This window comes from Rhodoferax sp. (assembly GCF_044236835.1).
Taxonomy (GTDB): domain Bacteria; phylum Pseudomonadota; class Gammaproteobacteria; order Burkholderiales; family Burkholderiaceae_C; genus Allorhodoferax.
In genome coordinates, this window is sequence record NZ_JBIIGC010000001.1 from 13,885 (window position 1) to 34,352 (window position 20,468).

Below are 20,468 nucleotides of genomic sequence, written 5' to 3' on the forward strand. Positions count from 1 at the left end.
CGCCGCAGTTGCTGGCAACTGCACAGTCCGCCCGGGTGCTCACTCCGGCGGACTTTTTGTTTTTTGGTACTGCTAGACTCCGTCCCCCATGCGACTTCGACTGCTTCGCCGCCGCCTCACGATCAGCGCCCCCAGCATGGCGGTGCGCAGCGCATTGCCCTGGCCGTTTCGCTGGGCGGTGGTGGCGATCGTGTTTGGGTTTTGTGCGGCCATTGGTTTGTGGGCCTTCGAGTTTGGCAAGGACATTGCCGGGTTGGAAGGTGGCAGCCGCGAACAGGTGTTGCAGCTCCAAGCCCAGGTGCAGGCGCTGCAATCCGAACTGAGCAAAACCCAGGAGCAGCGTGACCAAGCGCAGTCCATCGCCAACACCGCAGACACCTTGGTGACTGCCGAGAAGGCCTCCAAGGAGCAACTCCTGTTGCAGGTCAAGCAAACCGAGGCAGAGAACCGGCGCTTGCGCGACGACCTGGGCTTTTTTGAAAAGCTGATTCCCTCGACCGGCACCGGTAGTGTGGCCATTCGCGGCCTGCAGGCCGAGCTGCAAGGCGGCAGTGCGGTGCGCTGGCAGGTGCTGGTGATTCAAGCCAACCGCAACGCGCTTGAGTTCAGCGGGACGCTGGACATCACCTTTGTCGGTCTGCAAAATGGCAAGCCTTGGTCATCGGCCTTGCCTGGCGGCCCGCAAGCGATCACGCTCAAGCAATACGGTCGTCTTGAGGGGGTGTTTGAGCTGCCGCCCCAAGTTGTACTGAAGAGTGTTTCTGCCAAGGTGCTGCAAGGTAACGTGCCGAAGTCCACCCAAACCATCAAGCTGTAAGTCAACCGAAGGTGCACCATGTTCAACAAGAAAAAGCAGCCGCCCATCCGAAGTCTGATCGCCCAAGGTAGCCACATCAACGGCCACATCGCGTTCTCCGCAGGTTTGCGGGTGGACGGTGAGGTCAACGGAAACGTGCGTGCCTCGGAAGATCAGCCCAGCATCCTGGTCGTGTCCGAGTCGGCCAAGATCGTCGGCGAAGTCAGTGCCGACCACATCATCGTCAATGGCAGCATCAAGGGACCGGTGCACGCCCGGCAAATGCTCGAACTGCAGCCCAAGGCCCGCATTGAAGGGGATGTGCATTACGCCGCGCTGGAGATGCACCAAGGAGCCTTGATCAGCGGGCAGCTGCGCCCCGCCATCGAGGGCGATGAAAAGCCCACGCTGAAGCTAGCGGCAAACAACCCCTGAATCTATTCCCGAGCGATTTGCTGTACTATTGCCGAATTCAAATTGACCGGAGTCACCCATGAGCGCAGTTGCAGAGGCTATCCACACCGACATGCCGGCCCCCATTCTGTTTACCGACAGTGCCGCGGCCAAAGTAGCCGACCTGATTGCAGAGGAGGGCAACCCGGAACTCAAGCTGCGGGTGTTCGTGCAGGGCGGCGGCTGTTCGGGTTTCCAGTACGGCTTCACCTTCGATGAAATCACCAACGAAGACGACACCACCATGACCAAGAACGGTGTGTCCTTGCTGATTGACGCCATGAGCTACCAGTACCTGGTGGGCGCGGAGATCGACTACAAAGAAGACCTGCAGGGCGCACAGTTTGTGATCAAGAACCCCAACGCCACCACCACCTGCGGTTGTGGCTCTTCGTTCTCTACCTGAGCCACAGCCAGCGCCCTCAAGCATGGTAGATGGCTCCAAGAATACGGGCGCCTCGTGCGCCCGTAACGCTTTCTAGTGCAATCGGTTTGCGCAGCACCGCTTGGCGCGCCAGCCAGGCAAACGCGGTGGCTTCCACTTGCAGGGGGGGCAGCCCACGTGCCTCCGAGCTGATGACAGCTTTGGGGGCCAAGCGTGCCGCGATGCGCTGCATCAGGCAGCCGTTGAGTGCGCCACCACCACAAACCACCAAGGTATCGCACCCTGGCGCGTGGCGCAGCACGCTGTCCGCGCACACCTGCGCGGTCAACTCGGTTAGCGTGGCTTGCACGTCTTGTGGGCGCTGCGGAGATGTGGTTTGCGCCAATTGCCGGTCCAGCCATTCGCGGTTGAAAAGATCGCGCCCCGTGCTTTTCGGCGGGGCAAGTGCAAAGAATGGCTCGGCAAGCATGCGTTCTAGCAGCGCGGGCAGAACCTGTCCGCTGGCCGCCCAGCTGCCGTTGTCGTCGTAAGCCTTGCCGGTGTGGGAGGCGCACCAACCGTCCAGCAAGGCATTGCCCGGGCCGCAGTCAAAACCCAACAACGCGCTACCGCCAGGTGGGCGCAAGACGGTGAGATTGGAGATGCCACCGATGTTGAGCACCGCTGTGTTGACTCCCGGTGTGCCAAAAAAGGCGGCGTGAAACGGTGGAACCAGCGGCGCTCCCTGGCCACCAGCAGCGAGGTCGCGGCTGCGAAAGTCAGCCACCACGTCCATGCCACACAGCTCGGACAGCAGAGCTGGCTGGTTGATCTGCAGGGTGTAGCCAGTGGCGTCAAAATCCCGAGGGCGGTGGCGCACCGTCTGCCCATGGGCCCCGACCGCAACAATGCTGTGGGTCGCCTTCCCACTGCGCGCCAGCAACTCGGCTACCACCTGCGCGTACAAGCGCGCGAGCGCGTTGCCAGCCAAAGCCGCGCGGTGCAACTCGTCGGTGGTGCCGGTGTTGAGCGCCAGAAACTCGGCTCGCAGGGACTCGGGAAACGCCAGCGTGGCATGCTGCTGTACTTGGATGGTGTCGCCAGCGAAATCCACTAACACACCGTCCACGCCGTCAAGCGAGGTGCCCGACATGAGACCGATGTACAGCTCTGGCTTGAGGGACACAGGCCGGCCCGCGCTTGCCTTATTCAACGCGGCTGGCTTGCATCTGTGCCGCTGCCGCCAACTGGGCTCCGACTTGTCGGGCAGCTTGGTTGAAGAGTGGCCTGAGTGCGGCGCTCACTGGCACCGACTCGCTTTGGCGGGCAATGATTTGCGGGTCTTCGTGGACACCGTTGACCCGGAACTCAAAGTGCAAATGGGGGCCGGTGGCCCAGCCGGTAGCGCCAACAGCACCGATGTTTTGGCCCTGCGCCACGCTTTGGCCGCGCCGCACCGAGATCTTGCTGAGATGGGCGTACACGGTTTGGTGGCCGCGCTGGTGCTTGACGATGACTACATTGCCAAAGCCGTTTTGCCAGCCTGCAAAGTCCACGACGCCGTCACCCACGGCGCGCACCGGAGTACCGGTGGCGGCTGCATAGTCCACGCCCAAGTGCGCCCGCCATGTCTTGAGGATGGGATGAAAGCGCATCTGAAAGCCGCTGCTTACCCGAGAAAACTCCAGAGGCGATGCGAGGTAGGCGCGGCGCAAGCTTTCGCCTTGCAAGGTGTAGTAAGCGCCCCTGGCTCGGTTGCTGGGTGCAGCACTGGCGGCGCCGCCGACAGGCGCCTCCTGGAACCACATGGCTTGGTGGACCTTTCCGTTGTTGACGAACTCTGCCGCCAACACCCGACCGGCGCGCAGTGGCTCGCCATCGCCTTCCAGGGTCTCGTAGACCACCGAGTAACGGTCACCCTTGCGCAAGGCCCGGTGGAAATCGATGTCACCCGAAAAAATGTCGGCCAACTGGACCGCCACCGTGTCAGGAATGCGGGCTTCGTCGGTGCTGGCAAACAAGGAGGTGCTGATGCTGCCGCTGGCTAGCCGCGAAGACGCGGTCAGGGGCAGGTTTTCCAGCGTGGAGGTGAAACCAGCGTCGGTCCTTTGCACCGTCAGGCGGCTGAATGTGCCGTCGTCTTGGGCGCTCCAGCGTGCGGTGAGGGTCAGCAGCCGGTTGGCATCATCGGCTTCGGCCGTGAGGTTGCGGCCGCTGCGGCCCAGCAGCGCTTGGCGGGCGCTGGCGTCGCTTCGCAAAAACGCAGCAGCCTGTGAGTCCAATACGCCCAAGCGTTTGAGCAGGGTTTCTGCCGTGTCGCTGGACCGGGTCTGGCCCGAGCGGAACAGCGTGAGGGTCTGCGCTTCTAGAGCGCTTGGCGCGGCAGACAAGTCTGGAAGCAGCACATCTTCGACCACGGATTGCACCGGAAGGTCGGCGGCATCGGGGCTCAAGGTGGCAACGGCGAAGGTGAAGCCACTGCCGCTTAGCAGCAAGGCTGCCACCAAGGCCATCGCCCGGCGCGGGTGCGCATGCATCCACCGTTGGGCAGATTCTGCGATTGCCATGGCGGCCAAAACCCGCATGTGCTTCAAGGTGGCGTCTCCGATAGTGGGGTGTTGCAAGACTAAAATCCCGGCCGGGTTGTCTGTGCCTTGCAAAAGCGAGGCCGCAGTATAGCGGCCCGGCGACCATGGACTCCCAAAATCCCTTATGAATCAAGCCCTCACTCCCACTACAGCGGTCAGCGACAACGTCAGGGAGGCGCTGGCAGTCACGCTGCGTGGTTGCGAGGAACTGATTCCCCAAGATGAATGGGTTAAAAAGTTGGCCAAGTCGGAGGCCACGGGCGTGCCGCTGCGCATCAAACTCGGTCTGGACCCGACGGCGCCCGATATCCACCTCGGGCACACGGTGGTGCTCAACAAAATGCGCCAGCTCCAAGACCTGGGCCACACGGTCATCTTCTTGATTGGCGACTTCACCAGCATGATTGGTGACCCCAGTGGCCGCAATTCCACCCGCCCGCCGCTCACCCCTGAGCAAATCAAGCAAAACGCTGAAACCTACTACCGCCAAGCCAGCCTGGTGCTGGACCCCGCCAAAACCGAAATTCGCTACAACAGCGAATGGAGCGATCCGCTGGGCGCGCGCGGCATGATTGCACTGGCTAGCCGCTATACGGTGGCGCGCATGATGGAGCGCAACGACTTTCACCAACGCTATGCCGCGGGCACGCCCATCGCAGTGCACGAGTTTTTGTACCCGTTGATGCAGGGCTACGACAGCGTGGCACTCACGTCCGACCTGGAGCTGGGCGGCACCGACCAAAAGTTCAACCTGCTGATGGGGCGCACCTTGCAAGCCGAGTACGGCCAGGAGCCTCAGTGCATCTTGACGATGCCGCTGTTGGAGGGCACGGACGGTGTCGAGAAGATGTCCAAAAGCAAGAACAACTACATCGGCATCTCCGAAGACCCCAACACCATGTTTGCCAAGGTGCTGAGCATCTCCGACGTGCTGATGTGGAAGTGGTACATGCTGCTGAGTTTCCAAAGCGAGGCCGCCATTGCAGCGCTCAAGGCAGAGGTAGCGGCCGGGCGCAACCCCAAGGACGCCAAAGTGGCGCTGGCCAAGGAAATCACTGCACGCTTTCACAGCGCGGCCGCAGCCGATGCTGCTGAGCAGGACTTTATCCACCGCAGCCAAGGTGGCATCCCGGACGAGATTGCCGAACGCACGCTGTCTTTGGGCGAGGGCGGCACCGCGCTGGGCATCGGTGCGCTGCTCAAGTCCACGGGCTTGGCCGCCAGCACCGGCGAGGGCAACCGGCTGATCGACGGCGGCGGCGTGCGAGTCGACAGCACGGTGGTGAGCGACAAGGGCCTCAAACTGGGCGCGGGCACCTACGTGCTGCAGGTGGGCAAGCGCAAGTTTGTCCGGGTGACCCTGGCGTGAGCGTGCTGTTATCGCGCCTTGCGCAAAGGCACAGCACGGGCCACGCATGCAAGCGTTAGTGCAGCGCGTGCTGCGCGCCAGCGTCACGGTCGATGGTGCCGTGGTCGGGGAAATCGGTCGCGGCTTTCTGGTGCTGGTTTGCGCCGAGCAGGGCGACACCACCGCCGAGGCTGACAAGCTGCTGGCCAAGTTGCTCAAGCTGCGCGTGTTTGGCGATGCGCAAGGCAAGATGAACCACAGCATCCAAGACATGGACGGCGCCGGCACCCAAGGAGGCTTGTTGCTGGTGAGCCAGTTCACGCTCGCAGCCGATCTGTCCGGCGGCAACCGCCCCAGTTTCAAAAGCGCGGCACTGCCCGAGGACGGCAGAATGCTCTATGACCACTTTGTGGCACAAGCCAGGCAAGCGCATCCCATCGTGCAAACCGGCCAGTTCGCCACCGACATGGGGGTGGAATTGGTGAACGACGGGCCGGTGACGATTCCGATGCGGGTGGCGCCGCCAGGCATAAGCGGCGGGTAAACCCGTTCCCAAATCGGCAACGTAGCGTGCCGACTACATGCCCTGCGACTTCAGCCACCCCAAGCAGGTCTGTGCCACCTCGTTCCAACCGCTGTCAATCACCAGCGAATGGCCCCGGTTTGGAAACTCGTGCAGTTCGGTCACGGCCCGTGAATTGCGGTAGCAGCGCGCTGCGCTGTGCACCAAGACCGGAGGAACGGTGTGGTCCTTGCCGCCAGCGATCAGCAGCAGTGGTCCGCGGTGGTGGTTGTCGACGCGCACCGCAGTTTCAGCGCGGGGCGTGAACATCGCGGTGGCGGCCTGGAATAGCGGGCGTGCGGGGGCTGGCATGGCGTAGCGCTGGTAGAGCGCGTGGGCTTCTTCCTGCGAGACCGCGTTGGCAAAGCCGTACCGAAACTGGGCTTCGGTGAGCGATACCGCACGCTTGAAATTGAAGGGATTTGCCAGCACCGGGAGCGCTGCCCTCAGTGCGGCCCCAGGGAGCTCTTGGACCCCCTTGATCGGGGCCGGGTCGATTGCAATGGCGGCCACAGCCAGTTCGCGCGCCAGCAAGTTTTGCACAATCAAACCACCGAAGGAATGCCCGATGAGGATGGGCGGGTGGTCCAGTGTCTGGATGTGCCGCGCGATATGGTCCGCAATATCGGCCACGCCGTAGCCGGCTAGGGCTGCGGGTTTACTGCGCGTTTCCTCGGTGGTGCTGGCGTCGCCTGGCCAAGCGGCCGCGCTCGCCTGGTAGCCCTGTTGCGCAAAGCATTCGATCCAGGGGTTCCAGGACTGGGCGTGCAGCCACAGGCCATGGACAAAGACGACGGGGTGGGCGTGCGAGAGGGTGGTTTCCATGGGGTACTTTCAGGGGTCGGTTGCGATGGGTCGCGCATTGTGTTCAGCGACCCCCAAACGACCACCCCCAAACGCCCCGTGTGGAACACACGCCCCGACTCAGTACGGTGCGCCAAACCCCAGCCGCAACAAAATCTCGGTCTCGCGTTGTTCCATCGCCGTTGCTTCGCCGTCCTGCGCGTGGTCCCAACCCTGGGCGTGCAGGGTGCCGTGCACGATCAAGTGGGCGTAGTGGGCTTGCAGCGTCTTGCCCTGGGCCAGGGCCTCTTGCGCCACTACCGGCGCGCACAGCACCAGGTCGGCACAGACCACAGGTTGCTGGGTGTAGTCGAAGGTCAGCACGTTGGTGGCGTAGTCTTTCTTTCGGTAGTCGCGGTTGAGGCCGTGCCCCTCTTCGGCGTCGACGATGCGCACCGTGATCTCGGCGTCGCTGGCCAGCGCGTGGCGGATCCACCGTGCCACCTTGTGGCGCGGCAGGGCGGCGCGGTGGATCGCGGCGCTTTGCAATGCACCGAACTGCAGTGAGAGCGCAAGGAGGGGCAACATCACAGCGCGCTGCGCTGTGCGGCGCGGGGTGAGCGGGTCTTGGGCAGGCCGGTGCGTGGGGCGTCTTCCACTGGCTCAGGCGCGGCCAGCTCGGACAGGCGCGCGGCATCGTAGGCGTCCACGATGCGCGCCACCAGCGGGTGGCGCACGATGTCGGCGCTGGTGAGGTGCGTGATCGCAATGCCCGGCACCCGGCGCAACACCCGCTCCGCCTCGACAAGACCGCTGGCCTGCGCCTTGGGCAAGTCGATCTGGCTCACGTCGCCGGTGATGACGGTCTTGGTGCCCAAGCCCACGCGGGTGAGGAACATCTTCATTTGCTCGGGCGTGGTGTTCTGGGCCTCGTCGAGGATCACGAAGGCGTTGTTGAGCGTGCGCCCGCGCATGAACGCCAGCGGCGCGATCTCCAGCGCGTGGCGCTCAAACGCTTTGTGCACCTGCTCGTAACCCATCAGGTCGTAGAGCGCGTCGTACAAAGGACGCAGGTAGGGGTCCACCTTTTGGTTGAGGTCGCCCGGCAGAAATCCCAGGCGCTCGCCCGCTTCCACGGCGGGACGGGTGAGCACGATGCGTTGCACCGCGCTGCGCTGCAGAGCGTCCACTGCCGCCGCCACTGCCAGGTAGGTTTTGCCAGTACCGGCGGGGCCGATCCCTAAGGTGATGTCGAACTCGGCGATGTTGTCCAGGTAGACCGCCTGGTTGGCGCTGCGCGGCTTGAGGTCGGCGCGGCGGGTGTGCAGCGTGGGTTCGTCGGCGGCTTGTGCGTAGCCGTCGCCCGACAGCATCAGCTGCACCGTGGAGGGGCTGATGGGGCGCTCGGCGATTTCGTACAGCGCCTGCAGCAGCTCCATCGCCCGTTGCGCCTTGGCCTTGGGTCCTTCGACTTTGAACTGCTCGTGGCGGTGCGCGATACGCACCTCCAGCGCCTGCTCGATGGTGCGCAGATGCTCATCGGTGGGGCCACACAGGTGCGCGAGGCGGTTGTTGTTGGGGGGCGAAAAAAGATGTCTCAGAATCACGCGGATAATTCCTCAAGGCTTTGGCACAGCAAACGTGCAGCCACCCATGATAGGCAACAAATGATCGGCCAACTCACCGGCACCCTGTGCGACAAGAACCCGCCCACCATCACCGTGGACTGTGGCGGCGTGGGTTACGAACTGCAGGTGCCTATGGGTACCTTCTACAACCTGCCCGCGCTGGGGCACAAGGTGGTGTTGCTGACCCACTTCTTGGTGCGTGAGGACGCTCAAATTCTGTACGGCTTTGGCTCGGCGGCCGAGCGCGCCGCGTTTCGCGAGCTAATCAAAATCGCGGGCGTGGGGCCGCGCACTGCATTGTCCGTGCTCTCTGGCATGGGCGTGGCCGACTTGGCCCAAGCGGTCACGCTGCAAGAGGTCGGTCGCTTGATGAAGGTGCCTGGCATCGGCAAGAAAACCGCCGAGCGGCTGCTGCTGGAACTCAAAGGCAAGATCGGCGCCGACATCGGCGCGTCTGCCGGCGCAGTCGACGCGGCGCAGGCCGACATCTTGCAGGCCCTGCTGGCGCTGGGCTACAGCGACAAAGAAGCTGCGGCCAGCCTCAAAGCACTGCCCACCGATGTGGGCGTGAGCGAGGGCATCAAGCTCGCGCTGCGCGCGCTGGCCAAGTAGGGCCAAAGGCGCCTGGCCCAGCCGGCTGCACAGTACCCCTTACTGAGCCTCGCGCACCGGGCGACCGTTGCGCGGCTGCAATGGGCGTGCGTTGTTGGGAAACAGTTGGGTGAACAAGGTGTACTGCGCGGCACTGATTTGCACCGGCGATTTGAGCACCAGCCACAACACACCTTCGGTGCACGGCGGTGTGGTCAGCGAGCCGATGTATTGGTAGTAGCGCTGGTCGGTCGGCAGCAGGTCGCTGAGCTTGAGCTGCTCAGGCGGTACCCGCACCCGGTCCTGGGTGTCCAAGGGAAGGTGCGTCCACACCGTGTCCACCACCGGGTTGCTGGCGCCCTGCTCTAGCAGCACCGCCACCACAGCCAACTGCCCCGCCTCGTTTTTGTGGACCAAGTGCGCGGACATGGCGTAGTGCTTGCCGTTGATTTGCGCCTCTGAAGGCGTGCGAAAGTAGAACTCCACCAGTTGGTAGCGCGAGCCGCGTACCACCAAGGTGTTGCTGCCCTCCACATCAACCTGGATGGTCTGGCCGGTGTTGACCACCGAACCGGCGCTGGGCAAGTAGCTGAACTGCAACGCTTCGGCCGGGCCCAGCAAGGTCGCGCCATCGGCGATGGCAATCGGCGACTGGCGCTTGCCTGTGGTGCACAGGTCGGTCCCCGAAGCGCGCATGGTCGCGGGGGACCTTGCGTTGGCGGGGCCCTCATTGCCGCTGCGTTGGCCTGCGAAGGCGGCGCCGGCAAACGTGGAAACCGCAGGTGTTGGAATGGCCGACGAGCTCGCTGGCGCGGTGGCCTGTGCGGAAATGGCTGGTCCAGATGGGGCGGGTCTGGCGCCGCCCTGGTTCGGGGCCGACAAGGTCAAGGTCTTGTTGGGTAGCACCCGGGTCGCCAGTGCTGCGCGGACCTGGTCGCCCAAGGCGGCAGGTGACTGGGGCGTGGCCGACGCACCCGAGGCCTTGACAGCAGGCGCCTTGGCTGCCGCTTCGTTGGCATGCGCAGCCGGTGCCAACAGCGCAAGCGCCAGCAGCAAGGTGGAGGACAACTTCATGGCGATTTCGGCGTTGGGGTGGTGCACAGCGCGCAGGACGGCACAAGCCCCGCGACGAACACTATGGTATCGGCTGGGCCGCCCTGCAACTTGAGCGTACCGCTCTATCGCGCCCACTTCGGCCCCGCGTGCAAGCCGCAGTTTCGCGTGGGCAGCGCGCTATAGTGCGCAGAGCCCGGCACCCGCGCCCGGCGCCCTGTTTGGACCCTGTTTCCCTTGAGCATTCAAACCGACGACCTTTCTGCCTTGCCGCCCGCCCGGGTGGTGTCTGGCGTGCCCAACTCGCCGCAAGAAGAGGCCATTGAGCGCGCACTGCGCCCCAAGCTGCTGGACGAATACGTAGGCCAGGCCAAGGTGCGCGAGCAGTTGGAGATCTTTATTGGCGCAGCGCGCATGCGCAGCGAAGCCCTGGACCATGTGCTGCTGTTTGGCCCGCCGGGCTTGGGCAAAACGACGCTGTCGCACATCATCGCCCACGAGCTGGGGGTGAACCTGCGCCAGACCAGCGGGCCGGTGCTGGAAAAGCCCAAAGACCTCGCGGCGCTCTTGACCAACCTGGAAAAGAACGACGTTCTCTTCATTGATGAAATCCACCGCCTAAGCCCGGTGGTCGAAGAAATCCTGTACCCCGCATTGGAGGACTACAAGATCGACATCATGATTGGCGAGGGCCCGGCGGCACGCTCCATCAAGCTCGACTTGCAACCCTTCACGCTGGTCGGTGCCACCACCCGCGCTGGCATGCTCACCAACCCGCTGCGCGACCGCTTTGGCATCGTCGCCCGGCTGGAGTTTTACAGCGCCGAGGAGTTGCTGCGCATCGTCACCCGCAGCGCCGGTTTGCTGCAGGTGCCCATGGATCCGGACGGTGGTTTTGAGATTGCACGGCGCTCGCGCGGCACGCCGCGCATTGCCAACCGGCTGCTGCGCCGGGTGCGCGATTACGCCGACGTGAAGGGCAGCGGCAGCATCACCCAAGACATCGCCAACCGTGCGCTGGCCATGCTGGATGTGGACCCGCAGGGCTTTGACCTGATGGACCGCAAGCTGCTGGAGGCAGTGGTGCACCGCTTCGATGGCGGCCCAGTGGGGCTGGACAACATTGCCGCAAGCATCGGCGAAGAGCGTGAAACCATCGAGGATGTGATCGAGCCCTACCTGATCCAGCAGGGCTTTTTGCAACGTACCCCGCGCGGGCGCATTGCCACCCTGGCCGCCTACCGGCACCTGGGGGTCGCGCCGCCGCAGGCCAGCTCCGACCTGCTGGGCTTGTAGGCGCGTGATGGCCGCAAGCCCCCAAGCCACCGCCGTACCGCTGCTGGCGGTGTTGGGCTCGGTGACCGCGTTGGGCATTGGCACCTCGTACGCCAAGCAGCTTTTTCCCGTGATTGGTGCATTGGGTACGACCTCATTGCGGGTGGGGTTCTCGGCGCTGATCCTGCTCGCTTTGTGGCGGCCTTGGCGCTGGGCGCTGTCGCGCAAGGATGCGCTGTCCATCGTGCGCTACGGCATCGCGTTGGGGCTGATGAACCTGCTGTTCTACATGTCGCTGCGCACCATCCCCTTCGGGGTGGCCGTGGCCATCGAGTTTTCGGGGCCGCTGACGGTGGCGCTGTGGTCTTCACGCAAACGGATTGACTTTGTCTGGCTTGCGTTGGCGGTGCTGGGCCTGGGGCTGCTGCTGCCGATCCACGGATCCGCCGCTGCGCTGGACCCGGTGGGCGTGGCCTACGCCCTGGCGGCTGCCATGTTTTGGGCGGCCTACATCGTATTTGGCAAACGGGTGGACCACCTGCACGCCGGCCAATCGGTGGCTTTAGGCCTGGCAGTGGCTGCGGTCGTGGTGGTGCCGATAGGGGTGTGGGAAGCGGGCACTGCGCTGTGGGACCCACACCCTTTGCTGTTTGGCTTGGCAGTGGCTGCGGTGTCAAGCGCGGTGCCGATCTCGCTGGAAATGGTGGCTCTCAAGCGGCTGCCCAAAGAGGCGTTTGGCATCATGATCAGCATGGAGCCTGCAGTGGCCGCCTTGTTGGGCTTGGTCTTGTTGGGTGAGCATCTGAGCGCGCTGCAATGGCTGGCCATTGGCTGCACCATGCTGGCGGCTGCTGGCAGCTCGGTCACGGCGCAACGCTAGAGGGCGTCTCGTGGAACACGCCCCCATTCCTTACCTGCGCGAAACCTTGCTGTTCCTGGCCCTGGCGGGCATCCTGATTCCGCTTCTGCAGCGGCTGCGCTTCAATCAGGTGCTGGGCTTTTTGGTGGTCGGCGTGCTCGTCGGCCCGCATGGCTTTGCGCTGTGGGTGGACCGCTGGCCTTGGCTGGAGAACTTCACGTTTCCCAAAGGGCCCGGTGTGGCCGCGCTGGGCGAGTTGGGCGTGATTTTCTTGATGTTTCTGATTGGGCTGGAGCTCTCGGTGCCACGCATGTGGGCCTTGCGCCGCTGGGTGTTCATCGCCGGCACGGCGCAGGTGCTGCTGTGTGCCTTGGTGCTGGGTGCGCTGGCTTATGCCTTTGGCAACGGGCCGTCAGTTGCGCTGGTGCTGGGGCTGGTTTTGTCTTTGTCGTCCACGGCGGTGGTGATGCAACTGCTGACGCAACAACGCAATTTGGCCAAACCGCTGGGCCAGGCCACGTTTGCGATTCTGATGCTGCAGGATCTGGCGGTGGTGCCGCTGGTGATCCTGGTCGACATCTTGGGCAACCGCCCGGCCGACAGCGTGGCCTTCGTGGTCGGGGCGACGCTGCTGAAGTCGGTGGGTGTGGTGCTGCTGATCTTTTTTCTGGGGCGCAAACCCATCCGGCTGCTGTTTCGCACCTTTGCGCGCCAGCACCAGCCCGAGGTGTTTATGGCGCTCACGCTCTTGATTGCGCTCAGCACAGCGGCGGCCACTGCGTTGGCTGGCCTGTCGCTGGCGCTGGGGGGGTTTCTGGCGGGCTTGCTGCTGGCGGAAACCGAGTACCGGCACGAAGTGGAGCTGACCATCGAGCCCTTCAAGGGCCTGCTAATGGGCCTGTTCTTCATGTCGGTGGGCATGTCGATTGACCCGCGCGAGGTGCTGCGCGATCCGGTGTGGATTGCCCTTTCGGTGCTGGGTTTGATGCTGGTGAAAACCGCGGTGACCTCCGGGGTTTTGCGGCTGGGCGGTCTGCCCTGGGGCAAGTCACTGGAGGGCGGCATGCTGCTGGCGCAGGGCGGTGAGTTCGCCTTCATCGTGGTGGGCGCCGCTGCCGTCAGTGGCGTGCTCGGTGGCGACGTCGCGCAGTTCATGCTGCTGGTGGTCAGCCTCAGCTTGATGGCCACGCCTTTGTTTGCCAAGCTGGGCGCGCACCTCGGTGGGCGCCTGGGCGAGCGCCTAGAGCATCACTCTCCATCGGCGCCGGCCTGGAATGCGCTGCTCACTTCCCACCGTGCCGGCCACGTCATCATTGCCGGTCACGGGCGGGTGGGCCTGCTGATGGCCGACCTGCTGCACCAACAGCACATCCCGTATGTGGCCGTGGACCACGACGCCAGCGTGGTGGCCCACGGGGTGCACCAGGGGCGCCCCGTCCTTTTTGGCAATGCAGCCCGGCCCGAGCTGCTGCACAAGCTGCGGGCAGAGTCTGCCATTGCGCTGGTGGTCACCATGGACCATCCCGCAGCCGCCATGCACACGGTGAAGGCTGCGCGTGAGGCCTATCCCGCCTTGCCGATCTATGCACGCTCGCGCGACGAGCAGCATGCCCGCGACCTGTTGGCGGCAGGCGCCACGGCGGTGGTTCCCGAAACACTGGAGGCGGGTTTGCAGCTCTCGTCGTTTGCGTTGCAAGCGGCGGGCTTGTCGGAGGCCGACATCGCACACACGGTGCAGGCCGAGCGCGAGGCCCGCGTCAGCCAAGCCTGATGCGAGGCCCGCGTCAGGCAGGCCGGATGCCTTCAGTCTCCAGGTGGCGCGTATCGCCCCAGCCAACCAACGACAGTCCGTCGGGCGTCCACAACAAGCGATTGATCGCGGCATTGCCCAACTCCCAGCTGCGCGGTGCGCTCACAGTTTGGCGCGTAGCTATGCGGTAGAGCATGTCTAGCACGCCACCGTGCGCCACCAGCGCAATCTGTCCGCCTAGGTGCGGCGCGGCCAATGCATCCAGAGTCTGTTGCACCCGCGCCATGAGCTGCGCTGGGCTCTCGCCGCCGCTGGGCGCGAAGTCGGGTTCGCGTCGCTTCCAGCGCAGCGAGTCTTCGGGCCACTGCATGGCAATGGCCTCGTAGGTGTGGCCCTCGAACACGCCAAAGCCGCGTTCGCGCAAACCGGGGTGCACATGCACTTCCCGCGCGCTGGGGTGGCGGTTGTGGTCGGCAATGGCTTGGGCGGTGCTGCGCGCGCGCGACAGGTCGCTGGAGTACACCCGGTCTATTGCCTCGTCGGCTAGCGCATGCGCCACCTGGATCGCCTGCCACTGGCCGTTGGCATTGAGTGCAATGTCGGTATGGCCTTGTAGCCGTGTAGCCACGTTCCAGTCGGTCTCGCCATGGCGGACCGCGATGATGCGGGTGCTGACCACGCCCTACTCGTCCTGGGACACCAGCCGCATGCCAGCCAGGCTGGGTGTGGGTAGCTCTGGGGTATCGAAGGCGGTGTCGCCGTCGGGGTTGGCTACCCCGGTGGTGCGGATGTTTTTGAAGTCAAAGTGCTGCGTGTCCATCAGGTGCGAGGGCACCACGTTTTGCAAGGCGGTGAACATGCTCTCGATGCGACCGGGGTATTTTTTCTCCCAGTCGCGCAGCATGTTGCCAATCTGCTTGCGTTGCAGGTTCTCTTGGCTGCCACACAAAGTGCAGGGAATGATGGGGAAAGCGCGGTGGGCAGCCCAGCGCGTCAAATCCTTCTCAGCCACGTAGGCCAGCGGGCGAATCACGATATGGCCGCCGTCGTCACTGACCAGCTTGGGCGGCATGCCCTTGAGCTTGCCGCCGAAAAACATATTCAAAAAGAAGGTTTGCAGCATGTCATCTCGGTGGTGGCCCAGTGCGATTTTGGTCACCTTGAGCTCGTCGGCCACCCGGTACAAAATGCCACGGCGCAAGCGGCTGCACAGGCTGCACATGGTCTTGCCTTCGGGGATCACCTTCTTGACGATGCTGTAGGTGTCTTGGGTTTCAATGTGAAACGGCACGCCCACTTGCTTGAGGTATTCGGGCAGGACATGGTCTGGAAAGCCCGGCTGCTTTTGGTCGAGGTTGACCGCGATCAGCTCAAAGCGGATGGGTGCGCGCTGCTGCATTTTGAGCAGGATGTCGAGCATGCCGTAACTGTCCTTGCCGCCCGAGACGCAGACCATCACCCGGTCGCCCTCTTCAATCATGTTGAAGTCCATGATGGCCTGGCCCACTTGGCGGCACAGGCGCTTCTCTAGCTTGTGGGTTTCGCGCTCGATCTTGGCCGGCAGCACCGCCTGCGCAGCATCGGGTGCGATGGGGGTTGCGGTGGCGGCTGCGGGCGTGCTGTCGCTTTCTATCCAGACGGCGCTCATGGCTGCTCTCCTTGGGCCGCTTGGGTCGCGCCCCAGTGGCCGGTTTCCATGCGGATGGCGACTTCGCAGTCCGCAAAAATTTCGAGCTTGGCAATTTTGATCCGCGTACCCAGCACGCCGGGCAGTTGCATCAGGCGGTGGCTGAGTTTACCGATCAGGGTTTCCAGCAAATTAACATGCTCTGCGGTGCACTCGTCGATGATGATCTGGCGCACTTTGCGGTAGTCCAGCACATGGTTGATTTCGTCATCCCGTGGCAGCAGCGGCTGGCGACCCAGACACAGCTCGGCATCGACCTGTATCGGCTGGGGCTCAACTTTTTCTGATTCCAAAATGCCCAGGCTGGCGTTGAAGCGCAAGCCGGTGAGGGTCAGGGTCTGGTTGCCGGTGCTGGGGTTCATGCCGTGTCTTTCATTCGAAATACCTCCACACCCACGCCGGCGCAGTCCGGGTACACATCGGGTTTGCAGCTGGACAGGCGCACAGCGCGCACTTGTGGGTGGTCCAGCAGCTGGGTTGCCAGGTCGTCGCACAAGGTCTCTTGCAGTTCCACATGGCCGGTGGCCACGCGCCGGGCGATGACGGTGCGCACAAAGTCGTAGTCCACTACCTCGGCCAGCTTGTCAGCTTGCGGTGTGGACGCGGCGTAGGGCACAAACAGCTCTATGTTGAACACCACGCGCTGCGCCTGGGTTTTCTCAAAGTCGTGGGCGCCGATGCGTACCAGCACCACATGGTCCCGCAAAAAAATGCGCCGGCATTCCAACGCGAGGTGGGTCAGTGGGTCGAGGGTCATGGTGTTGCCTTGTGCTGTCCGTCCACCGCGAACATCACATCGCGTGCGAGTGGGACCAGGTGCTGTCCATTGTCGACGGACACGGTAGTACCGGTGATGCAGGGGTTGCTGGCCAGGAAGACGCAGGTGGCCGCCACCTGGGCCGGGTCGATGGCGGCTTGCAGCAGGTTGACGCGGCTGGCCCGGTCAAAGTTGTCCTGGCTTTGTGGGCCGCTCAAGAACATCAAGCCGGGGGCCACACCGCAAACCCGAATACGCGGTGCCAGCGCTTGCGCCTGCAGGGCCACTGCGCGCTCCAGCGCGAGTTTGGAGACGGTGTAAGAGAAGTAATCCGGGTTGAGGTTGAACACCTTTTGGTCGAGCAGGTGCAACACGCTGCACGCGCCGGACGGGCTGTCGGGCGGCACGTGGTGCGCCATGTGCTGCGCGAGTGCCAGCGGTGCCAGCAAATTGACTTCGAGCTGCTGGCGCACTAACTCCACCGAGAACGCGTCGGCCCGGTCCTCTTCAAATGACGATGCGTTGTTGATAAGGCAGTGCAGGGTACCGGCCTGCGCCACGATGTGCGCCACCATGGCGGCGCGTTCGGCTTCCACCGCCAGATCAGCCTGCACTGGGTGCGCCACGGCACCCTGGTCGCGCAGGCTTTGCACCAGTTGCTGCGCCGCCGCGCCAGAGCGTTGGTAGTGGCACCAAACCTCCCACCCAGCCTGTGCGAACTGGCGGCACAGGAGGGCGCCCAGGCGCTGCGCGCCGCCGGTGACAAGCACCTGCTTACGCATCGGCGTGTCCGGGAGGGTCTTGCACCAGCAGGGTGGTGCCGCTGATGCTGGGGTCTTGCAGCACCAGCAGCACCGCCGCTGAGGCATCCAGCGCGGAGGCGGTGACACCCGCAGGCAGTGGGCCTTGCATGCGGCCTTGCAGGTGGGCCAAGGTTTCGCCCTTGAGCATGGGCGCAGTCAGGGTGGTGTCGGGTGCAATGCCTACCACCCGAACCAGCGGTTGCAGCGCCAGCGCCAACATGCTGTTGGCAGCATCCAGCGCTGCCTTGGACAGGGTGTAGCTGACAAAGTCTGGCGTGGTGTTCCAGACCTTTTGATCCAGCAGATTGACCACCACGCCGCGCACATCCGGGTCGGCCTTGGCACGCACGCCAAGGTGGGTGTGCAGGGCCTGGCTGATCAGGATGGCGGCACCTGCGTTGGAGCGCATATGTTTTTCCATCGCCTCGAAGCTGAAGGTGGCTGCCGTGTCATGCTCGAAGGTCGAGGCGCAGTTGACCACCGCGTCAAGGTGACCAAACTCCGTAAGCACCGTGGGCACCAGGTTGCGCACCGCCGTCTCGTTGCCCAGGTTGGATCGAAACGCCGCCGCACCCGGCGTCAGTTGCGCGCACTCCGCCGTGGTGCGCCGCGCCTCTTCCACCGAGTCGCGGTAATGCACACCGACGCGCCAGCCGTTGGCTGCCAGCTTGAGCGCGATCTTGCGCCCCAGCCGTTTGGCCGCGCCAGTGACCAGCACCGTGGGCACCCCGTGCGGCGGCAGGGCGTGCGGTTTTGGGGCAGGGTGGGGAACCAAAGGGGTGGCAGACATTGGGGGACAATCCAGCGCGACATGGCAAGGCGACCGAGTTTAACGAAGACCCCGCACGGCGCAGAGTGTGCGGTTGACGGCGGCGATGGCGCGACGCTGGAGCACGCCATTGCGCGCACCATCGACGAGGCTGGTGGCTGGATCGGGTTCGATCGTTTCATGGCGCTGGCCTTGTACACCCCGGCTATGGGTTATTACAGTCGCGGCGCGAACCAGATCGGTCCCATGCCCCAAGACCTCCCCGCTGCCAGCGGCAGCGTCCAGAGTGCGGGCAGCGACTTTGTCACCGCACCAGAAATCACGCCGCTGTTTGGCCAGGTCCTAGCGCGGCAGGTGGCGCAGGCTCTGCAAGCCACCAACACCTGCGAGGTATGGGAGTTTGGAGCAGGCACCGGCGCCCTGGCCTTGCAGTTGCTCGATGCCTTGGCGGCCATGGGACAGCGCTTAGACCGCTACACCATCGTGGACTTGTCAGGCACCCTCAAGGACCGCCAACGCCAGACGCTGGCCGCTTATGCAGACACGGTGCATTGGGCGACCGAGCTGCCGACCGAAATGCATGGCGTGGTAGTGGGCAACGAGGTGCTCGATGCGATGCCGGTGCAACTGCTGGCGCGCGTGCGGGGCGTCTGGCACGAGCGCGGCGTGGTACAGGTCCCCCACGCGCCGGGCTTTGTGTGGGCCGACCGGCCCACTGCGCTGCGCCCGCCGCTGGAGGTGGAGGGCGAGCACGACTACCTGACCGAAATCCACCCCCAGGCGGAGGCATTTGTGCGGACCCTGGCCGAGCGGCTGCAGCGCGGAGCACTGTTTTTTCTGGACTACGGTTTTCCCGAGGCTGAGTATTACCACCCCCAGCGCCATATGGGCACGGTCATGTGCCATCGCGCGCACCAGGCCGATGGCGATGCCTTGGCCGATGTGGGCTGCAAAGACATCACCGCGCATGTCAATTTCACCGGCATTGCCCTGGCCGGGCAGGACGCGGGCTTGGAGGTGCTGGGCTACACCAGCCAAGCCCATTTTTTGATCAATTGCGGTTTGGCAGAGCGCATGCAGGCCGCACCTCTGCCGCAGCGCGTGTGCGCCCAAAAGCTGCTGATGGAGCACGAGATGGGCGAACTCTTCAAAGCGATTGGTTTCGTCAAGGGCGCGGCCTTTGACGCCATCGGATTCGCCCAGGGCGACCGCAGCCACCGCCTTTAAACCGCCTTCTTTGCCGCGCTTTTCAGCACGGCAATCAGGGTAACTACCGAATTACAAAACCGCTTTTGTAACCACAATCACCGTTAACAAAAGCGGTTTTGGAGCGGTTTTCATGTCGATACAGTTGTTGGCGAACTCACTCGGGCTGTCGGTCTCGACGGTCTCGCGTGCGCTCAATGGCTACGCCGATGTCAGCGCCAAAACCCGGCTGCGGGTGGAGCAGGCCGCCAAGGCCATGAACTACCAGCCCCACCCGGTAGCGCACCGCCTGGCCACCGGTCGCACCGGCGCCATCGCCTTGATGACCTCGGTGCGCGCGGGCAACTTTCTGGATTCCACCTTTGCCGCCTTGCTCTCGGGTGCGGCCGAGGTGCTGCGCGAGCAGGGCTACTTTGCGATGTCGGTGGCGCTGCCTGCTGGAGACGGAGAGATCAAAGAAATGGAGCGGCTGATCGACGGGCGCTTGGTGGACGGCGTGATTTTGGCGCGCACCCGCAGCTTCGATGCCCGGGTGACCCTGCTGCAAGAGCGCGGGGTTCCCTTTGTGACCCATGGCCGCACCGAGTCCAACGCGCCCCACGCCTGGCTGGACACCGACAACGAAGAAGCGTTTTTTCAGGCCACGCGCCGCCTGATTGCGCTGGGCCACCGGCGCCTGGCGCTGATCAATGGCCCGGACTTCATGACTTACGCCGGTTTGCGCAAGCGCGGCTTCTTGCGGGCCTGTTTAGACGCCGGCATCACCGGGTCCGACTGCGTGGATGTGCACTGCGAAGTCACCGCCAGTGCGGGCGAGCAAGCGGCTTTGGCGGTGTTGCAGCGCGGCGCCCTGTCTGCACTACCCACGGCCTTGGTCTGCGCCACCGACGCGCAGGCGCTGGGCGCCATGGCGGCCTGCCGCGCGCGCGGTTTGCAGATTGGCAAAGACATTGCCGTGACCGGCTACGGCAACACCGAGGCTGGCGCCTACGCGTCGCCGCCGCTGTCGACCATCGAGCACGCCATCGTGGACAACGGCCGCCACTTGGCCGACATGCTGCTGGGCGTGATGGCGGGCAAAGACATTGCCACCCTCAACCGGCTCGAACCCATCCATTTCATTGAGCGGGCTTCTGTGTGCCCCGCTCCCTGATTGTTGTTGACCTGCGCACACCGTTTACCCCACCGACTTACCA

23 protein-coding genes are annotated in these 20,468 nt (G+C 64.1%); 11 read left to right on the forward strand and 12 right to left on the reverse strand.

What is annotated here, in order from left to right:
* The first annotated feature begins 88 nt into the window (after window positions 1-88).
* The 3 genes from ACILRC_RS00045 to erpA are packed head-to-tail and all read left to right on the forward strand — an operon-like array spanning window position 89 to window position 1,655.
* Entirely contained in the window at window positions 89-817 is a 729-nt protein-coding gene (locus tag ACILRC_RS00045) for a DUF6776 family protein (protein WP_395667280.1), read from the forward strand.
* An 18-nt stretch (window positions 818-835) separates the two neighbouring features.
* A complete protein-coding gene (locus ACILRC_RS00050) occupies window positions 836-1,231 on the forward strand; it encodes a polymer-forming cytoskeletal protein (protein ID WP_395667281.1) in 396 nt (131 codons plus the stop codon).
* 58 nt (window positions 1,232-1,289) lie between these two features.
* A complete protein-coding gene (erpA, locus tag ACILRC_RS00055; protein ID WP_395667282.1) occupies window positions 1,290-1,655 on the forward strand; it encodes an iron-sulfur cluster insertion protein ErpA in 366 nt (121 codons plus the stop codon).
* 16 nt (window positions 1,656-1,671) lie between these two features.
* Here the strand turns inward: erpA and ACILRC_RS00060 are convergent, their stop codons facing one another.
* Together ACILRC_RS00060 and ACILRC_RS00065 are read right to left on the reverse strand one after the other, a co-directional pair.
* Window positions 1,672-2,799, reverse strand: a complete 1,128-nt coding sequence (locus ACILRC_RS00060) for an anhydro-N-acetylmuramic acid kinase (protein ID WP_395667283.1) — start codon at window positions 2,797-2,799, stop codon at window positions 1,672-1,674.
* Between the two features lie 19 nt (window positions 2,800-2,818).
* Window positions 2,819-4,180, reverse strand: coding sequence for a peptidoglycan DD-metalloendopeptidase family protein (locus ACILRC_RS00065; RefSeq protein ID WP_395667284.1), 1,362 nt, complete (start codon window positions 4,178-4,180; stop codon window positions 2,819-2,821).
* Window positions 4,181-4,325: 145 nt separating this feature from the next.
* Here ACILRC_RS00065 and tyrS point away from each other — a divergent pair, with 145 nt between their 5' ends.
* Together tyrS and dtd are read left to right on the forward strand one after the other, a co-directional pair.
* The gene (tyrS, locus tag ACILRC_RS00070; RefSeq protein ID WP_395667285.1) at window positions 4,326-5,570 is read left to right on the forward strand and encodes a tyrosine--tRNA ligase; all 1,245 of its coding nucleotides are present in this window, start codon (window positions 4,326-4,328) and stop codon (window positions 5,568-5,570) included.
* Window positions 5,571-5,616: 46 nt separating this feature from the next.
* Window positions 5,617-6,093: a D-aminoacyl-tRNA deacylase gene (gene dtd / locus ACILRC_RS00075; RefSeq protein WP_395667286.1), complete on the forward strand. Its 477-nt coding sequence runs from the start codon at window positions 5,617-5,619 to the stop codon at window positions 6,091-6,093.
* A 33-nt stretch (window positions 6,094-6,126) separates the two neighbouring features.
* Here the strand turns inward: dtd and ACILRC_RS00080 are convergent, their stop codons facing one another.
* From ACILRC_RS00080 to ACILRC_RS00090, 3 genes are all read right to left on the reverse strand, one after another.
* Window positions 6,127-6,936 (reverse strand): alpha/beta hydrolase, encoded by an 810-nt coding sequence (locus ACILRC_RS00080; RefSeq protein WP_395667287.1) that lies wholly within the window; start codon window positions 6,934-6,936, stop codon window positions 6,127-6,129.
* Between the two features lie 99 nt (window positions 6,937-7,035).
* On the reverse strand, window positions 7,036-7,482 hold the full coding sequence (ybeY, locus tag ACILRC_RS00085) for an rRNA maturation RNase YbeY (RefSeq protein ID WP_395667564.1): 447 nt from the start codon (window positions 7,480-7,482) through the stop codon (window positions 7,036-7,038).
* Window positions 7,482-8,501 (reverse strand): PhoH family protein, encoded by a 1,020-nt coding sequence (locus ACILRC_RS00090; RefSeq protein ID WP_395667288.1) that lies wholly within the window; start codon window positions 8,499-8,501, stop codon window positions 7,482-7,484. Before ACILRC_RS00090 ends, ybeY begins: the two co-directional genes overlap by 1 nt.
* A 60-nt stretch (window positions 8,502-8,561) precedes the next feature.
* Between ACILRC_RS00090 and ruvA the strand changes: the two genes are divergently transcribed.
* A complete protein-coding gene (gene ruvA, locus ACILRC_RS00095) occupies window positions 8,562-9,134 on the forward strand; it encodes a Holliday junction branch migration protein RuvA (protein ID WP_395667289.1) in 573 nt (190 codons plus the stop codon).
* Between the two features lie 39 nt (window positions 9,135-9,173).
* Here ruvA and ACILRC_RS00100 read toward each other — a convergent pair whose 3' ends face one another.
* A complete protein-coding gene (locus ACILRC_RS00100) occupies window positions 9,174-10,187 on the reverse strand; it encodes a carbonic anhydrase (protein ID WP_395667290.1) in 1,014 nt (337 codons plus the stop codon).
* Between the two features lie 216 nt (window positions 10,188-10,403).
* Between ACILRC_RS00100 and ruvB the strand changes: the two genes are divergently transcribed.
* Genes ruvB through ACILRC_RS00115 form a run of 3 tightly spaced genes read left to right on the forward strand, consistent with a single transcriptional unit; the run spans window position 10,404 to window position 14,071 of the window.
* Complete coding sequence (gene ruvB / locus ACILRC_RS00105) at window positions 10,404-11,462, forward strand: Holliday junction branch migration DNA helicase RuvB (RefSeq protein ID WP_395667291.1); 1,059 nt, start codon at window positions 10,404-10,406, stop codon at window positions 11,460-11,462.
* 7 nt (window positions 11,463-11,469) lie between these two features.
* Window positions 11,470-12,321, forward strand: coding sequence for an EamA family transporter (locus tag ACILRC_RS00110; protein ID WP_395667292.1), 852 nt, complete (start codon window positions 11,470-11,472; stop codon window positions 12,319-12,321).
* Window positions 12,322-12,331: 10 nt separating this feature from the next.
* Window positions 12,332-14,071 (forward strand): cation:proton antiporter, encoded by a 1,740-nt coding sequence (locus ACILRC_RS00115; protein ID WP_395667293.1) that lies wholly within the window; start codon window positions 12,332-12,334, stop codon window positions 14,069-14,071.
* Window positions 14,072-14,084: 13 nt separating this feature from the next.
* Here the strand turns inward: ACILRC_RS00115 and ACILRC_RS00120 are convergent, their stop codons facing one another.
* The 6 genes from ACILRC_RS00120 to ACILRC_RS00145 are packed head-to-tail and all read right to left on the reverse strand — an operon-like array spanning window position 14,085 to window position 18,087.
* Window positions 14,085-14,729, reverse strand: a complete 645-nt coding sequence (locus ACILRC_RS00120) for a histidine phosphatase family protein (protein ID WP_395667294.1) — start codon at window positions 14,727-14,729, stop codon at window positions 14,085-14,087.
* A gap of 3 nt (window positions 14,730-14,732) precedes the next feature.
* Complete coding sequence (ttcA, locus tag ACILRC_RS00125) at window positions 14,733-15,698, reverse strand: tRNA 2-thiocytidine(32) synthetase TtcA (protein WP_395667295.1); 966 nt, start codon at window positions 15,696-15,698, stop codon at window positions 14,733-14,735.
* Window positions 15,695-16,099: a dihydroneopterin aldolase gene (locus tag ACILRC_RS00130; RefSeq protein WP_395667296.1), complete on the reverse strand. Its 405-nt coding sequence runs from the start codon at window positions 16,097-16,099 to the stop codon at window positions 15,695-15,697. Before ACILRC_RS00130 ends, ttcA begins: the two co-directional genes overlap by 4 nt.
* The gene (locus tag ACILRC_RS00135) at window positions 16,096-16,494 is read right to left on the reverse strand and encodes a dihydroneopterin aldolase (protein ID WP_395667297.1); all 399 of its coding nucleotides are present in this window, start codon (window positions 16,492-16,494) and stop codon (window positions 16,096-16,098) included. Before ACILRC_RS00135 ends, ACILRC_RS00130 begins: the two co-directional genes overlap by 4 nt.
* A complete protein-coding gene (locus tag ACILRC_RS00140; RefSeq protein ID WP_395667298.1) occupies window positions 16,491-17,276 on the reverse strand; it encodes an SDR family oxidoreductase in 786 nt (261 codons plus the stop codon). The genes ACILRC_RS00135 and ACILRC_RS00140 overlap by 4 nt, the downstream gene beginning before the upstream one ends.
* On the reverse strand, window positions 17,269-18,087 hold the full coding sequence (locus ACILRC_RS00145; protein WP_395667299.1) for an SDR family NAD(P)-dependent oxidoreductase: 819 nt from the start codon (window positions 18,085-18,087) through the stop codon (window positions 17,269-17,271). The genes ACILRC_RS00140 and ACILRC_RS00145 overlap by 8 nt, the downstream gene beginning before the upstream one ends.
* A gap of 21 nt (window positions 18,088-18,108) precedes the next feature.
* On the opposite strand from ACILRC_RS00145, the gene ACILRC_RS00150 reads away from it, so the two are divergent.
* Together ACILRC_RS00150 and ACILRC_RS00155 are read left to right on the forward strand one after the other, a co-directional pair.
* Window positions 18,109-19,293 carry a class I SAM-dependent methyltransferase gene (locus ACILRC_RS00150; RefSeq protein WP_395667300.1) on the forward strand — a complete coding sequence of 395 codons (1,185 nt, stop codon included), beginning with the start codon at window positions 18,109-18,111 and terminating at the stop codon, window positions 19,291-19,293.
* Between the two features lie 112 nt (window positions 19,294-19,405).
* Complete coding sequence (locus ACILRC_RS00155) at window positions 19,406-20,425, forward strand: LacI family DNA-binding transcriptional regulator (RefSeq protein WP_395667301.1); 1,020 nt, start codon at window positions 19,406-19,408, stop codon at window positions 20,423-20,425.
* Window positions 20,426-20,468: the final 43 nt, after the last annotated feature.

What these genes read in the sequence shown, in the direction of transcription:
- ACILRC_RS00045 (WP_395667280.1), top strand. Translation starts at nt 89, where the DNA reads ATGCGACTTCGACTGCTTCGCCGCCGCCTCACGATCAGCGCCCCCAGC.
- ACILRC_RS00050 (WP_395667281.1), top strand. Translation starts at nt 836, where the DNA reads ATGTTCAACAAGAAAAAGCAGCCGCCCATCCGAAGTCTGATCGCCCAA.
- erpA (WP_395667282.1), top strand. Translation starts at nt 1,290, where the DNA reads ATGAGCGCAGTTGCAGAGGCTATCCACACCGACATGCCGGCCCCCATT.
- ACILRC_RS00065 (WP_395667284.1), bottom strand. Translation starts at nt 4,180, where the DNA reads ATGGCAATCGCAGAATCTGCCCAACGGTGGATGCATGCGCACCCGCGC.
- tyrS (WP_395667285.1), top strand. Translation starts at nt 4,326, where the DNA reads ATGAATCAAGCCCTCACTCCCACTACAGCGGTCAGCGACAACGTCAGG.
- dtd (WP_395667286.1), top strand. Translation starts at nt 5,617, where the DNA reads ATGCAAGCGTTAGTGCAGCGCGTGCTGCGCGCCAGCGTCACGGTCGAT.
- ACILRC_RS00080 (WP_395667287.1), bottom strand. Translation starts at nt 6,936, where the DNA reads ATGGAAACCACCCTCTCGCACGCCCACCCCGTCGTCTTTGTCCATGGC.
- ybeY (WP_395667564.1), bottom strand. Translation starts at nt 7,482, where the DNA reads ATGTTGCCCCTCCTTGCGCTCTCACTGCAGTTCGGTGCATTGCAAAGC.
- ruvA (WP_395667289.1), top strand. Translation starts at nt 8,562, where the DNA reads ATGATCGGCCAACTCACCGGCACCCTGTGCGACAAGAACCCGCCCACC.
- ACILRC_RS00100 (WP_395667290.1), bottom strand. Translation starts at nt 10,187, where the DNA reads ATGAAGTTGTCCTCCACCTTGCTGCTGGCGCTTGCGCTGTTGGCACCG.
- ACILRC_RS00110 (WP_395667292.1), top strand. Translation starts at nt 11,470, where the DNA reads ATGGCCGCAAGCCCCCAAGCCACCGCCGTACCGCTGCTGGCGGTGTTG.
- ttcA (WP_395667295.1), bottom strand. Translation starts at nt 15,698, where the DNA reads ATGAGCGCCGTCTGGATAGAAAGCGACAGCACGCCCGCAGCCGCCACC.
- ACILRC_RS00130 (WP_395667296.1), bottom strand. Translation starts at nt 16,099, where the DNA reads ATGAACCCCAGCACCGGCAACCAGACCCTGACCCTCACCGGCTTGCGC.
- ACILRC_RS00135 (WP_395667297.1), bottom strand. Translation starts at nt 16,494, where the DNA reads ATGACCCTCGACCCACTGACCCACCTCGCGTTGGAATGCCGGCGCATT.
- ACILRC_RS00140 (WP_395667298.1), bottom strand. Translation starts at nt 17,276, where the DNA reads ATGCGTAAGCAGGTGCTTGTCACCGGCGGCGCGCAGCGCCTGGGCGCC.
- ACILRC_RS00145 (WP_395667299.1), bottom strand. Translation starts at nt 18,087, where the DNA reads ATGTCTGCCACCCCTTTGGTTCCCCACCCTGCCCCAAAACCGCACGCC.
- ACILRC_RS00150 (WP_395667300.1), top strand. Translation starts at nt 18,109, where the DNA reads ATGGCAAGGCGACCGAGTTTAACGAAGACCCCGCACGGCGCAGAGTGT.
- ACILRC_RS00155 (WP_395667301.1), top strand. Translation starts at nt 19,406, where the DNA reads ATGTCGATACAGTTGTTGGCGAACTCACTCGGGCTGTCGGTCTCGACG.